General features: G+C 44.2%; 10 protein-coding genes. 5 read left to right on the forward strand and 5 right to left on the reverse strand.

Going from position 1 to position 14,272, the window contains the following annotated elements; translation table 11 throughout:
* Positions 1–94 precede the first annotated feature (94 nt).
* From KDN43_RS14385 to KDN43_RS14405, 5 genes are all read left to right on the forward strand, one after another.
* Entirely contained in the window at positions 95–649 is a 555-nt protein-coding gene (locus KDN43_RS14385) for a hypothetical protein (protein WP_238867211.1), read from the forward strand.
* Between the two features lie 278 nt (positions 650–927).
* Positions 928–3,231, forward strand: coding sequence for an NADP-dependent malic enzyme (locus KDN43_RS14390; RefSeq protein WP_238867213.1), 2,304 nt, complete (start codon positions 928–930; stop codon positions 3,229–3,231).
* 81 nt (positions 3,232–3,312) lie between these two features.
* Positions 3,313–4,665 carry a TrpB-like pyridoxal phosphate-dependent enzyme gene (locus KDN43_RS14395; RefSeq protein ID WP_238867215.1) on the forward strand — a complete coding sequence of 451 codons (1,353 nt, stop codon included), beginning with the start codon at positions 3,313–3,315 and terminating at the stop codon, positions 4,663–4,665.
* A gap of 371 nt (positions 4,666–5,036) precedes the next feature.
* Positions 5,037–5,594 (forward strand): chromate transporter, encoded by a 558-nt coding sequence (locus KDN43_RS14400; RefSeq protein WP_238867217.1) that lies wholly within the window; start codon positions 5,037–5,039, stop codon positions 5,592–5,594.
* 1 nt (position 5,595) lies between these two features.
* Positions 5,596–6,165: a chromate transporter gene (locus KDN43_RS14405; RefSeq protein WP_238867218.1), complete on the forward strand. Its 570-nt coding sequence runs from the start codon at positions 5,596–5,598 to the stop codon at positions 6,163–6,165.
* Between the two features lie 61 nt (positions 6,166–6,226).
* Here the strand turns inward: KDN43_RS14405 and KDN43_RS14410 are convergent, their stop codons facing one another.
* From KDN43_RS14410 to KDN43_RS14430, 5 genes are all read right to left on the reverse strand, one after another.
* The gene (locus KDN43_RS14410; RefSeq protein WP_238867220.1) at positions 6,227–6,724 is read right to left on the reverse strand and encodes a GNAT family N-acetyltransferase; all 498 of its coding nucleotides are present in this window, start codon (positions 6,722–6,724) and stop codon (positions 6,227–6,229) included.
* Between the two features lies 1 nt (position 6,725).
* Complete coding sequence (gene topA, locus KDN43_RS14415; protein WP_238867222.1) at positions 6,726–9,182, reverse strand: type I DNA topoisomerase; 2,457 nt, start codon at positions 9,180–9,182, stop codon at positions 6,726–6,728.
* A 113-nt stretch (positions 9,183–9,295) separates the two neighbouring features.
* A complete protein-coding gene (locus tag KDN43_RS14420; protein WP_238867224.1) occupies positions 9,296–9,925 on the reverse strand; it encodes an IMPACT family protein in 630 nt (209 codons plus the stop codon).
* A gap of 157 nt (positions 9,926–10,082) precedes the next feature.
* The gene (locus KDN43_RS14425; protein WP_238867226.1) at positions 10,083–12,638 is read right to left on the reverse strand and encodes an adenosylcobalamin-dependent ribonucleoside-diphosphate reductase; all 2,556 of its coding nucleotides are present in this window, start codon (positions 12,636–12,638) and stop codon (positions 10,083–10,085) included.
* A gap of 332 nt (positions 12,639–12,970) precedes the next feature.
* A complete protein-coding gene (locus KDN43_RS14430; protein ID WP_238867228.1) occupies positions 12,971–14,245 on the reverse strand; it encodes a serpin family protein in 1,275 nt (424 codons plus the stop codon).
* Between the last annotated feature and the right edge of the window lie 27 nt (positions 14,246–14,272).

Raw genomic sequence — 14,272 nt, forward strand, 5'->3', positions numbered from 1 at the left:
CCAGCAACGGAAACAAAAATATCAATAATCATTTATTCCCGATCAGATATCGGAAACGTAAGATCACAATTCTTTAAAAAAAACAGGCAACAGTATGAAACTAAACAAACATTTTAATCTCTTCATTGCACTGACAACTATTTTATTCCTGTATACAAACTGTACGGGCAACAGAGTAATGAACGTAGACGATCTGCTGAAGAATGCAGAATCACTGGTAGGCCAAGACGTTGTTGTAGAAGGCCTTTGCACACACGTATGTGCCAAAAGCGGCATGAAGCTTTTTCTGCAGGGATCGGACAAGCAGCAGACACTACGTGCCGAATCGGGAAGTTCTCTGGGCAAATTCAATCCCGAAAGTATAGATAAACAAGTTATGGTGAGAGGGAAGCTGGTGGAAGAACGCATAGATGAAGCATATGTGAAGGAACTGGAAAAAGAGATCCTTGAAAAGACAAAGGTGAGTCACGGTGAGGGCGAGGCAGGATGTGCTACCGAACAGGCTGCAGAGGGGGTTACCGCCGGCAGTTCCGAGATGGAGAGGATTGACAGTTTCCGTGCCCGCATAGCTGAGCGCAAAGCCAATGAAGGGAAAGAGTGGCTATCGCTCTATCATATAGTGGTGGAATCATACCAGATCATCGACTGACAAAAAAGCAAACATAAGGGAAAAAACACACTCTTTTCTCCTGTTTTCTTAAAAGATTTTTCATTTAACGGACTTAAGGTAATAGTTAAGCCGGATTATAACTATTAACGCTCTCATGGATTTTACTATTGAGTGGCGGGTAATTGTATTGTTTACAGTATGATGTTCGAATCTGTTCGACGAAAATTGATAAGGTAGTTGAATATATATTATAATCTGTCACATTATTTTTATAATTTTGCATCTATTCTCATTTTTACCACACAATTATTATCAAAATGGCAAATAATAAACTACGCGACGACGCACTTGCCTATCATTCGCAGGGGCGTCCCGGAAAAATTGAAGTCGTTCCTACAAAACCCCATAGCTCACAACGCGATCTCTCTCTAGCCTATTCCCCAGGTGTTGCAGAACCATGCCTTGAAATAGAGAAAAACGAACAGAAGGTCTACGATTACACATCGAAAGGGAACCTGGTAGCAGTGATCTCTAACGGTACTGCTGTACTGGGATTGGGTAATATCGGGGCAATGGCAGGTAAACCGGTAATGGAGGGCAAAGGATTACTTTTTAAAATATTCGCGGGAATAGATGTATTCGATATAGAGGTGAATGAAAAAGATCCGGAAAAATTCATACAGGTGGTGAAAGCCATCTCTCCCACATTCGGTGGTATCAACCTGGAGGATATTAAAGCACCGGAATGCTTCGAGATTGAAGAACGGCTGAAGAACGAACTGGATATCCCTATAATGCACGACGACCAGCATGGGACAGCAATTATTTCAGCCTGTGGACTGCTTAACGCGCTGGAGTTGAATGGCAAGAAGATTGAAGATATAAATATTGTTGTAAATGGTGCCGGCGCTGCTGCAAACTCATGCACGAAGCTATACATGTCGTTGGGGGCCAAACCGGAAAATATTGTGATGCTTGATTCAAAAGGGGTTATAAATACCTCAAGAACCGATTTGAACGACCGTAAAAAACCTTTTGCCACAACCAGAAACATCAATACACTGGAGGAAGCCGTAAAAGATGCAGATGTATTTTTGGGTCTCTCCGTGGCTGATGTACTTACACCGGAAATGTTGCAGTCCATGAATCACGATCCAATCGTTTTCGCACTGGCAAACCCTAGCCCCGAGATTTCCTACGATCTGGCCATGTCATCGAGAAAAGATATCATCTTCGCTACGGGTCGTTCTGATTACCCCAATCAGATAAACAATGTACTTGGTTTTCCATATATCTTCAGAGGAGCATTGGATGTGCAGGCTAAATGCATCAACGAGGAGATGAAGATAGCCACGGTATATGCATTGGCGGAACTAACAAAAAAAGCGGTTCCAGACGTGGTAAATGCTGCTTACAGCACAAAACAGCTTCGCTTCGGAAGAGATTACATTATTCCAAAACCACTCGATCCGCGGTTATTGACAACAGTGGCACCGGCAGTGGCAAAAGCTGCCATTGCATCGGGTGTTGCACGTAAGCCCATAACCGACTGGGAAGAATATGATCATAAGCTGCGTGAACTGATGGGGCTAGATAACAAAATGCTCCGTCGCCTCTATGATATGGCACGGCAGAATCCCAAGCGGGTGGTCTTCTCGGAGTCAAACCACCTGAATATGCTCAGGGCGGCAGAAACAGCTTATGCCGAAGGTATCTGCAAACCCATACTGCTGGGTAACGAAGAAAAGATAGCGAGCGTAGCACGCGAAAATCTGATCAGCCTGGAGGGAATTGAGATAGTGAACCTGCGTCACGACAGGGAGGAAGAGCGCAGGTTACGCTATGCGGAAATCCTTACAGAGAAGAGAAGGCGTCAGGGGATGACTCTGGACGAGGCTACAGAGAAGATGTTCGAACGGAACTATTTCGGCATGATGATGGTGGAAACAGGCGATGCTGACGCCATGATTACAGGTGTATTCAGCAAATACCTGAACACTACGGATATCGCAAAAGAGGTGATTGGAATTCGTGACGGACTGAAGCATATCGGCGCCATGCATATTGTAAACACCAAAAAGGGTGTATTTTTTCTTGCCGACACACTTTTCAACCGGCATCCCGATACAGAGGCCCTTATAGATATAACCAGGCTGGCAAATTCCACAGTTAAATTTTTCGCTCATAACCCGGTGATTGCTATGGTATCTTATTCAAATTTCGGGGCAGACACCATAGGGAGCCCCGCAAGTGTTCATAAGGTGGTTGAAACTCTGCACGATAGGTACCCCGAAATGATTGTGGATGGAGAGATGCAGGTGAATTACGCGTTTAACAAGAAGCTGCGAGATAAAAAATATCCATTCACCAAGCTGAAAGACAAAGAGGTAAACACCCTGATATTTCCCAATTTAAGTTCTGCCAACTCAGCTTATAAACTTTTGAAAGAGATTGGTATGGATGATCTGATAGGCCCGATACAGATGGGACTGAACAAACCTGTACATATACTGGACGTTGACACATCAGTGCGAGATATAGTGAACATGGTGGCGGTAGCAGTTATAGATGCAATAGTGGAAGAGAATATCCGTTTAAATAATCTAACAAGAATTGAATAAATCGAGGTTATTCGCCTCCTCACTTTTGACATAAGTAAAACTGTTTTAAAACAACAATATCAAACTAAACAAAATATAACGATGGAAAAGAGAAAAAAATTCATGCTCCCGGAGGCAGATATTCCCACACAGTGGTACAACATAACTGCCGAAATGAAAAACAAACCTAAGCCAATGATCAATCCACAGACAAAAGCGCCTTTAAAAGCAGAGGACCTTTATCCTCTCTTCTCCGAGGAGCTGTCACGTCAGGAGATGAACCAGACAGATGCCTGGATAGATATTCCTGAAGAGGTGAGGGATAAATACAAGATCTACCGCCCTACTCCGCTGGTAAGGGCTACCGAACTGGAAAAAGCATTAGACACACCGGCGCATATCTACTTCAAAAACGAAAGCGTGAGCCCTGTCGGTTCACACAAACTCAACTCGGCGTTGCCGCAGGCATACTATAATAAGATTGAAGGAATAACAAACATTACCACCGAAACAGGTGCAGGGCAATGGGGTACAGCGCTGGCATTCGCCGCCAGGACGTTCGGGTTGGAGCTGGCTGTATATATGGTAAAGATAAGCTATGAACAAAAGCCTTACCGGCGTTCACTGATGCAGACCTGGGGGGCACAGGTAATCGCTTCGCCCAGCATGTCAACCAAAGCAGGGCGGAAGATCATAACCGAAAATCCCAACTACCAGGGTAGCTTGGGTACAGCCATATCAGAAGCAATAGAGCTGGCTATGCAGACACAGAAGTGCAAATACACGCTAGGGAGTGTACTGAATCATGTAGCTCTTCATCAGACTATTATTGGTCTGGAAGCCGAAAAACAGATGGCCATGGCTGAAGAGTATCCCGATGTGGTTATCGGTTGTTTCGGTGGCGGCTCAAACTTCTCTGGAATATCCTTTCCCTTTTTGCGTCACAACATGGCAGGAAAAGCAAATACCCGCTTCGTTGCTGCCGAACCTGCATCATGCCCAAAGCTTACAAGGGGGCAGTTTCAGTACGACTTCGGCGATGAAACCGGTTACACTCCACTTATCCCTATGTATACACTGGGACATAAGTTTGCCCCGGCAAATATTCACGCCGGCGGCCTGCGCTATCATGGCGCCGGCAGCATCGTAAGCCAGCTGCTGAAAGACGGAATGGTGGAAGCAGTGGATATCAAACAGCTTGATACATTTGAAGCAGGAGTGCTTTTTGCCCGTACCGAAGGTATTATTCCGGCTCCGGAATCTACCCACGCCATTGCCGCAGCCATAAGGGAAGCGCAGCAGGCAAAAGAGGAGGGCAAAAAAAGAGTGATTCTGTTCAATTTATCCGGACACGGCCTGATAGATATGAGCGCCTACGATCAATTTCTTGCCGGAGATCTGGCAAATCACGAAGTAACTGATGAAGATATTAACAGGTTTTTAGCAAAAAATTAGTTTTACTGGTTAATAACTATTTAGCATGAAAAGGTGGTTAAAGGGGAAAAAAATGTCACAAAATATTTGGATATTAAGTTTAGACAATCTATCTTTGGGTATATAAAATGAATGAGTTATTGCCGCATTGGTCGATTGGGAAACTCATCAATTACATTTTATAAACCGAGACTCGTTTTTGGTATCGATGGCGGGCCGCAGCCTTCGGGATTCGTCTTCGGGCGGACAGCGGATTACAAAGATACCGGGACACTCAAATCCTGTCATAAGGAGTTTCGTCTTATTCCACCGGTGCGGCTTCTTATAAAAAGCAGATTAGCAACAGATTACATCTTATTGCAGTCTGCTTTTGCTTTATATATAGTCTTCAAATGAGAGTATTAAAACAGTATTGGGAACTTTTTCTGGTTTTTTTTAAGATCGGAGCTTTTACGTTTGGGGGCGGATATGCAATGATACCACTTATAAGAAACGAGGTGGTAAATAAAAAACTGTGGCTTGATGACAGCGAATTTATGGATATGCTTGCCATTGCCCAGTCCATGCCTGGCCCCATTGCATTGAACACGGCGCTTTTTGTAGGTAATAAACGGTCTGGATTCAAAGGAAGCATCTTTTCCGGAGCTGGGGTTATCTTACCCTCGTTTATAGTAATCCTGCTTATCGCAATGGTATTTACCCGGTTCAGGGAAAACCACGTGGTTGAACGTATTTTTAGAGGTATACGACCCGCTGTGGTGGCACTTATCGTGTCACCGCTACTTGGACTGGGCAAGTCGGCCGGAGTGAATTTTAAAAACATCTGGATCCCTTTGGTTGTAGCACTATCGGTTTGGCTACTAAAAATCTCCCCTGTCTATATCATTCTTACAGCTATCATACTGGGGATTTTCCATTTTATTCATGTGAAACAGATAATGAAAAAATAAGATGGAACTCCTTGATCTCTATTTGGCTCTATTTGCATCGTTTTTCAAAATCGGACTTTTCGGTTTCGGTGGTGGATATGCCATGCTACCGCTCATACAGCGTGAAGTTGTGGATGTGCATCAGTGGATATCGGTAAATGACTTCACCGATATTGTGGCTATCTCGCAGACCACTCCCGGACCCATCGCGTTCAACTCAGCCACTTACATCGGATACACTACGGTCACGGATATGGGATTTGCAGCCGGTTACGGTGTTTTAGGCTCCGCCATTTGCACTCTTGCCGTAAGCATACCCTCTCTGGTAATCATGACCGTTGTTTGCGCATTCTTCTCACGTCTCAAGGAGAACCCCTGGATGAGGGCCGCTCTTTCAGTACTGAAGCCGGCTATCATAGGACTTATTGCTTCTGCTGCCCTGATGTTGATGAACGGCAATAATTTTATTGATTATAAAAGCTGGATAATCTTTAGTGTGGTTCTTGTGGCTTCCATAAAAAAAGTAGATCCCATATTGCTGATAGTGCTATCAGGTGTTGCCGGACTATTGCTCTACCCTATGCAGGTATAAACACTGAAGGGCTTTAGCATAAATAATATTGTAACCAGCTATTGCTCTACCCTTTGCTGGTTTAAGATTCAGTTTTCTGATAAGCCAGCCGTTCTGTCCCATCTAAAACATATATGATGCCGCAAAAAGTGAAATCCAGCTTCGAAAGTATATGCTGCATAACACGGTTGTCGCGGTGTGTATCCACCCTGATATTGCGGCATTGTTTAAAGCACCATCGAAAACAGGCTTCTGCTACCCCTTTTTCCTTCCCGGCCGATGCTATTCTGTGTACCGTCCCGTAACGATCGTTATTGAGCCACTTCCCCTCGTAAATATTTGCGTAAGTGGAATCGTCCCCTATGATAAAGCAAAAGGTGCCGACAAGCCCACCCGTTTCGTTTTCACACACAAAACTGTGGCCCGCATCAATCTCTTCACGAATATACAGCTCTGAGGGGTATCCCGAATCCCATTGTGAAGCATTACCACTGCTACGCATAAATTCACGGGCAACAGCATACATCTCCATCACTATCGGAAGGTCTGCATGGGTCGAAGGACTGATGCGTGTGATCATGTCACTGTTTTTTCACCGTAGTTTTTCCGGAAGACGCTTTTCCGGAAGACCCCCGGGTTGTTGTCTTTTTTCCCTCATCTGTTTTAGCAGTTCTCTTTCCAGACGTTTTTGATGCTGCTTTCCCAGCTGTCTTTCCACCTGTTTTTCCCGTTTTTGCCTCTTTACCCTTATCGGTATCGGCAATTATCTGTCTGCAATCCTCCAGTGTCAACTCTTCCGGTTTAAGTTTTTTCGGTATCTTGTAGTTCTTCTTTTTATAGGCTATATAGGGCCCGTAACGTCCGTTCAACACCTGCAGTTCGGGTTCTTCCTCAAAAGTACTGATAATCTTTTCCAGATCTTTTTTCTCCTTCTCCTCAATCAGTTCAATTGCCTCGTCAAGTTGGATCTCCAAAGGATCAGCTCCTTTAGGCAATGAAACGAACTTGTTGTTGTGGCGGATATAGGGACCGAATCGTCCTACACCCACAATCACCTCTTTGTTCCTGAATTCACCGAGTTTCCTGGGCAGTTCAAAAAGCTTTAGCGTTTCTTCAAGAGTGATAGTCTCAATAGATTGTGACTTCTGCAAAGAGGCAAAGAGCGGTTTTTCCTCTTCGTCGGGCGTACCAATCTGCGCCATGGCACCGTAACGCCCTATCTTCACCGAAACTTGGCGTCCCGTCTTGGGATCCGTACCCAGTACCCGTTCACCTGCCTTGTGCTCGGTACGCATCTTGGATGTTTCCTCCACTATCGGGTGAAACACTTTATAAAAATCGGCTATCGATTTGTTCCATTGTTCCTTCCCCTCCGCAATCTGGTCGAAATTTTTCTCTACCTTAGCAGTAAAGTTATAATCGATAATTGAAGGAAAATACTCCACAAGGAAATCATTTACAACCATACCTATGTCAGTAGGCACCAGTTTGTTCTTATCGGCACCGGCAATCTCCTTTTTGTCGGTATCTTTAATAGTCCCTTTTTTGAGAGTAAGAATATTATAGATCCTCTCCTCTCCATCCACGTTTCTTTTTTCAACATACTCGCGGTTGATAATAGTAGAGATTGTGGGTGCATAGGTAGAGGGACGGCCGATACCCAGCTCTTCCATCTTTCTTACAAGCGCCGCCTCGGTATAGCGTGGGGGGCGCTGTGTAAAACGCTCCGTTGCAATGGTCTCCTGCATGGCAAGCAGCTCGCCCTTTTTCATTGGAGGCAGTATAGCCTCATCGTTTTCTCCATTTTCCTCATCGGTACCCTCAAGATAAACGTGCAGAAAACCATCAAATCTGATCACCTCGCCGCTTGCAACAAATTTGCCTTCGGTATTTGATATGATAATATTGGCAGTAGTACGTTCCAGTTGAGCGTCAGCCATCTGCGAAGCTATTGTACGCTTCCAGATCAGTTCATAGAGCCTTTTCTCCTGAGCGGTACCATCTATCTCGTGCTGGCTGATATAGGTAGGTCTAATGGCTTCGTGAGCCTCCTGTGCTCCTTTCGACTGAGTTGCATACTGACGGCTCTTCAGATATTCTTCACCATACTGAGTGGAGATCTCCGTTTTTGCAGTACCGATGGCCAGTCCCGATAAATGTACCGAGTCGGTACGCATATAGGTAATTTTACCCGACTCATAGAGCCGCTGCGCCACCATCATGGTCTGTCCCACCGAGAACCCCAGCTTTCGGGATGCCTCCTGTTGCAGAGTAGAGGTGGTAAACGGGGGTGCGGGCGATTTCTTTACAGGCCGGGTGGTAACATCTTCAACAGTGAAATGTGAAGATTTGAGTTTCTCCAGCAGAGCCAAAGCCTCTTCCTTGGTTTTAAGCCTTCTGTTGTATTCAGCTTTTATTTCATACTGATGACCATTCTCTTCTTTTGTAAAATGTGCAATTATACGATAAGCTGCTTCAGACTGGAAATTTTGTATCTCCCGCTCCCTTTCAACGATCAGGCGCACGGCGACCGACTGAACTCGCCCGGCCGACAGAGCAGGTTTTATCTTCCTCCAAAGCACCGGCGACAGCTCAAAGCCAACAATACGGTCGAGCACCCTGCGTGCTTGCTGCGCATCTACGAGATTCTGATCTATAGCACGGGGATTTTTAATTGCTTCCTGAATAGCATCTTTGGTTATTTCGTGAAAGACTATGCGCCTAGTGTTCTCCTCTTTGAGCTCCAGGGCATCGAACAGGTGCCACGAGATTGCCTCTCCCTCACGGTCTTCATCGGATGCGAGCCACACAGTATCGACTTTTTTTGCTGCCGCTTTAAGTTCGTTAACAACCTTTTTCTTATCTGAGGGGATCTCATATATAGGTTTGAAACCATTCTCTATATCTATGCTGAAATCTTTTTTCTTCAAATCACGGATATGTCCGTAGCTCGACATAACGTGAAAATCCTTTCCTAGAAATTTCTCAATTGTCTTTGCTTTTGCAGGCGACTCAACGATAACCAGGTTTTTTTCCATTCAAAATTGTCTTTCTTCTTTAATTTATTGAAAATATTCTACTTCCAATCAAGTGGAATACTACTCCTTTTAGGGTGCAAAAGTAGTAATTTTGTGTAAGGAACAACACATTTTTAAGAAATTCCTTCTTTATTAAGATTTTTTTGTGGATTGTCAAAGGATACACCGTGGATTGATTCCAGCATCCCGGTAAGTTGCGAAGCAAGCGAACGGCGTATCTGTAGTCGCATACGGCAACTTTCTCTGAAATCATGCGTCCATTGAAGCGAGTCAAATTGTTTTAACACACGCATAACCTCGTTCATCAGCGGATAATCAAACACTATATCAATAATGTCATCCACCGTCTTCTCTGTGATCCCGGCATTGGCGATGGCATCGGCTGCCGCCTCTTTATATGCCTTTATCAGTCCACCAGTTCCTAGTAAAGTACCCCCGAAATAACGAACAACTACAACCAACACATCGGTGAGTCCAGCAGAGTTGATCTGACCCAGAATAGGCTTACCTGCTGTACCCGATGGCTCTCCGTCGTCGTTTGCACGAAACTCTTCCCGTTGCCATCCCAGCATATATGCCCAACAAATGTGGCGGGCATCATAGTATTTCTTGCGCTGTTCTTCCAGGATCTCTTTCACTTCTTCAGCACTCTTTACCGGAAAAATATAAGAGATAAACTTGCTCTTCTTCTCGGTAACATACCCTTCTGCAGGCCGGTCAACAGTTTTATACGTATCATTCATACTGCAAAAATAGTAAAAGTGCTTGAATATACCCATCAGCATACCAGTTAACTGAAAACAGACAGCGATACTTTTCAGGCATCGCTGTTCTATTATTACTGATAAGTGTGCTTCCTATGTGACTGTTCAGGTGTAAATCAGTCACTGGTACCATCTATTACCCGCATTTGGATGCGCCGCAGTTCCTGCATTTCAGACACCCCTCTTCATAAACCAGCGTTTCCTGTCCACAAACGGGGCATTTTTGCCCTTTAACTTCGGTTTCGTTGGGGAGATATCTCTTCAACGCCCGCTCCACACCATTCTTCCAAGTGTTGATGGTTTCGCTGTCAAGCTCGAGTCCCGACACCAGTTTTATCACCTGGTCGATGGGCATCCCGTATCGTAGCACACCCGAGATCAACTTCGCATAGTTCCAGTATTCAGGATTAAACTTTCCGTCCAGCCCTTCAATAGTTACCTTATAACCTCGACGGTTTTGGAACTGAAAATCATAATGTTTACGACCATCATTATCGTATGCTTTAATGATCTTCCCGGACGTGACGTTCTTGGGCACCATGATACCGTCGTCTTCATCGTTGATACCAGTAAAGATCTCGTAAGGCCTTCCATTTAACAACCCGATAAAGGCGATCCATTTCTCCTTGTTGTTCTGAAACTTTATCACATCGGCTTCAAGCTCTATGGGTCGTGAAGTAACAATCTGCGGCAGTTCGTAGCAACCATCCTCTTTTTCTTCTTTTTCCTCTTTACTTTCGTCATCACCGTTAGAGATAAGCACGCCCGCCCGCGACCCTTCACGATAAACCGTACATCCTTTACATCCGCTCTTCCAAGCCTCCATATAAAGCTCTCCAACAAGCTCTTCCGATACATCATTCGGCAGGTTGATAGTTACGCTGATGGAGTGGTCTACCCACTTTTGCACGCGTCCCTGCATCCTCACCTTCTGCAGCCAATCCACATCGTTTGATGTTGCTTTGTAATAGGGTGATTTGGCTACCAGCTCATCAATCTCCTCTTTTCTGTAGCGCTTGGTAGTGGGATAACCATTGGCCTCCATCCAGGCAACGAATTTGTGGTGAAAGACCGTATATTCTTCCCAAGAGTCACCATTTTCGTCCACGAAATCGATTTTTACATCCTTATCGTTAGGGTTTACTTTGCGGCGGCGCGTGTATACAGGCAGGAAGACCGGCTCAATGCCCGATGTAGTCTGCGACATAAGGCTTGTGGTTCCGGTAGGGGCAATGGTTAGAAGTGCAATATTGCGCCTGCCATATTTCACCATATCTTCATAAAGATCAGGATCGGCCTCTTTCAGACGATTGATAAAAGGGTTGTTTTTTTCTCTTTCGGCATCGTAAATTTCAAAAGCGCCACGCTCTTTTGCCATCTCTACAGACGAGGCATAAGCATTGAGAGCCACAACGCGGTGAACTTTTTCCGAGAAGTCGTTCCCTTCATCCGTTCCATAGCGAATACCTAATGCTGCCAGCATATCACCCTCGGCAGTAATACCCACGCCGGTACGGCGCCCCTGCATTGTTTTGCGCTGAATCTTTTTCCACAGGTTGCGCTCCGAATATTTTACCTCTTCCGACTCGGGGTCAGCATCTATTTTCTCCAGTATCAGGTCGATCTTCTCAGACTCCAGGTCCACAATATCGTCCATAATACGTTGTGCCAACCGCACATGTTTTTCGAAGAGGCCAAAATCGAAATAGGCATCTTTTTTAAACGGATTTACAACATAGGAGTATAGGTTGATAGCCAATAGCCGGCAGCTGTCGTATGGACACAACGGGATCTCACCGCATGGATTGGTAGAGACAGTTCTGAAGCCAAGATCGGCATAACAGTCGGCCACCGACTCACGGATAATGGTATCCCAGAAGAGAACACCCGGTTCGGCCGACCGCCATGCGTTGTGCACGATCTTTTTCCACAGCTCTTGCGGATCAATAGTTTTTTTATATTTTGGCTCTTGTGAGTCGATTGGGAACTGCTGCACATAGGGTTTCCCTTCTGAGGCAGCTTTCATAAACTCATCATCTATCTTCACCGAGATATTGGCTCCGGTAACTTTTCCCTGCTCCAGCTTAGCATCAATAAAATCCTCGGAGTCGGGATGCTTGATAGATACGCTGAGCATAAGGGCGCCGCGCCTACCATCCTGTGCCACCTCTCGTGTTGAGTTGGAGTAACGCTCCATGAAAGGCACCAGTCCTGTGGATGTGAGTGCAGAATTCTTCACAGGCGAACCTTTTGGCCTAATATGTGACAAATCATGCCCAACACCGCCACGGCGCTTCATTAGCTGAACCTGCTCTTCATCGATACGAATTATTGCCCCGTAAGAGTCGGCACATCCTTCCATACCAATTACAAAACAGTTCGATAGCGAGGCCACCTGGTAATCGTTTCCAATTCCCGTCATGGGGCTCCCCTGGGGAATAATATATCTGAAGCGATCGAAAAGGGCGAACAGTTCATTCTCACTCAATGGATTGGCATATTTTTTTTCTATGCGGCTAATTTCTTTTACCATCCGCCAGTGCATATCCTCAGGTGTTTTTTCGTATATTTTCCCCTGGCTGTCCTTGAGGGCGTACTTGCTAACCCACACCTTGGCAGCAAGTTCGTCGCCTCTGAAATAGTCCATCGAAGCTTTAAATGCTTCGTTGAAAGTGTATGTCTCCTTTTTCATCTTTATTAATTAAATAACTGAAACGATTTTTAAAATATCAATAACTTTCCTGTTCCGAAAAGATAATTTTCTAAACATTATTCCGTTTGGCAATACAAGTTTATGGAAAGTTTCCAAGAATGCAAAATATTTCCTTATTATTTTATCATAAAAATATAAAGTTTCCCTATTTTTTCCGTAAATATTTGTCTATGTGCGCGTTAACATTTTAATAAGTGTAGAATGTTTCCCTTTTGGTACAACTTCATTGAAATTCAAATAGATATAATTCACTATATATAATTTCCAGGAAAGGGACAAATTTAAAAAGATATTTAAAGCGCCGAACAATCCTATTCATTAAAACCCTTTACTGCTCCCATGAAAAGAATTGAACCGGTTGAATTTTCCTGTATTATATAGATAAATGGCCTGTTGGCGTTAAATGTAACCGTTTTGGGCGGTTGATACGAAGTTAATTCAACCCCGACCACTGTAACAGCGGCAGCCTCTGTCCCCACCTCATCTGTATTGATATATGTAAACTGATCTACAAAAGAGATAAAGGCACTTATATCAGACATACGGGAGAAATTTGCCTGGCCGGGCTTGAAAGCTATCTCCATACCCATATTTTTAAGTACATCATTTAAACGTTTACTGTATTCCGTTTTGAACCTGGGCATAAAAATATCGACTTGCGTATTGCTCAATCCAGATTTCAGGCTGCTCAACGCATCATTATTTTGTAGAATGGCAGTGATATCGGTGATCTTTTTCCCCTCATTGGGCAACAATAACAACATGCTGAATGCCTGATTTCCGTACGGAAGCTGTACCATTTGAAATGTTTGATTGCCGGTATAGTTGAAATCCGACTTCTGATGCATCATTTCCACACTCTTCACAGTGCCGTTTTCGCAGGTAAACGGTTTTTTAGATGTATTCTTGGGATCGAATTTCGAAGTCCAAATTCCTTTAAAATATATGGCATTCAATAAATACATCAGATCCATCGGGTTGGTCTTATCCAACACATGATCAATAAGGTTATTTGTATTGTCTGCAGCCCACCGGTTGATTCGATTAACAGTATTGACATCGGTAAAGTCGGCAGACTCAACTGTTGAGCTGAAATAATCTTTATTAGCACTGATAAATTCAGGCTTTATGGGCACGTTCCGGTTAGTCCAGATAGAGTTAGCGATAGCCAGTTTTGTAGAGGGATCGGTCTTAAGCAAAGCGTCCCTCAGCTTCTTGTAATATTGGTTTATTTCTTCATCGTTTTTAAATTGCGATAACTTCAATGTTTTCTGAATGGCATCTTTGGTTTCACCATCAGCTCCGTTCCATGTCATAGCCAGCGCCATGCTAAGGCTCAGTGGAGACACCATGAAGTTTTTATCTTTATCAGCAGACTCTTCAACAAACACTTTTTCAAAAAACTCAAATGCGAATGAGTGATCTGACTTTAACATTTCCTGTTCAGTCAAGCGCAGATTAATTTTAATGGGCTTGGGCAAATTATCACCATCTAAAACAGTACTGTTTTTATCGCATGATGTGCAGGCAAGCAAACTTACAGCAGTCACAAACGCAAGTTGGAGGGGGTAGGTTTTAAATCGCATAGAATTATAATTTTTTAAAGTAACTGT

Source organism: Proteiniphilum propionicum, assembly GCF_022267555.1.
Lineage (GTDB): Bacteria > Bacteroidota > Bacteroidia > Bacteroidales > Dysgonomonadaceae > Proteiniphilum > Proteiniphilum propionicum.

Bases quoted from the DNA above. Each gene is read 5' to 3' on its own strand.
- KDN43_RS14385 (WP_238867211.1), top strand. From the start codon at position 95: ATGAAACTAAACAAACATTTTAATCTCTTCATTGCACTGACAACTATT.
- KDN43_RS14390 (WP_238867213.1), top strand. From the start codon at position 928: ATGGCAAATAATAAACTACGCGACGACGCACTTGCCTATCATTCGCAG.
- KDN43_RS14395 (WP_238867215.1), top strand. From the start codon at position 3,313: ATGGAAAAGAGAAAAAAATTCATGCTCCCGGAGGCAGATATTCCCACA.
- KDN43_RS14400 (WP_238867217.1), top strand. From the start codon at position 5,037: ATGAGAGTATTAAAACAGTATTGGGAACTTTTTCTGGTTTTTTTTAAG.
- KDN43_RS14405 (WP_238867218.1), top strand. From the start codon at position 5,596: ATGGAACTCCTTGATCTCTATTTGGCTCTATTTGCATCGTTTTTCAAA.
- KDN43_RS14410 (WP_238867220.1), bottom strand. From the start codon at position 6,724: ATGATCACACGCATCAGTCCTTCGACCCATGCAGACCTTCCGATAGTG.
- topA (WP_238867222.1), bottom strand. From the start codon at position 9,182: ATGGAAAAAAACCTGGTTATCGTTGAGTCGCCTGCAAAAGCAAAGACA.
- KDN43_RS14420 (WP_238867224.1), bottom strand. From the start codon at position 9,925: ATGAATGATACGTATAAAACTGTTGACCGGCCTGCAGAAGGGTATGTT.
- KDN43_RS14425 (WP_238867226.1), bottom strand. From the start codon at position 12,638: ATGAAAAAGGAGACATACACTTTCAACGAAGCATTTAAAGCTTCGATG.
- KDN43_RS14430 (WP_238867228.1), bottom strand. From the start codon at position 14,245: ATGCGATTTAAAACCTACCCCCTCCAACTTGCGTTTGTGACTGCTGTA.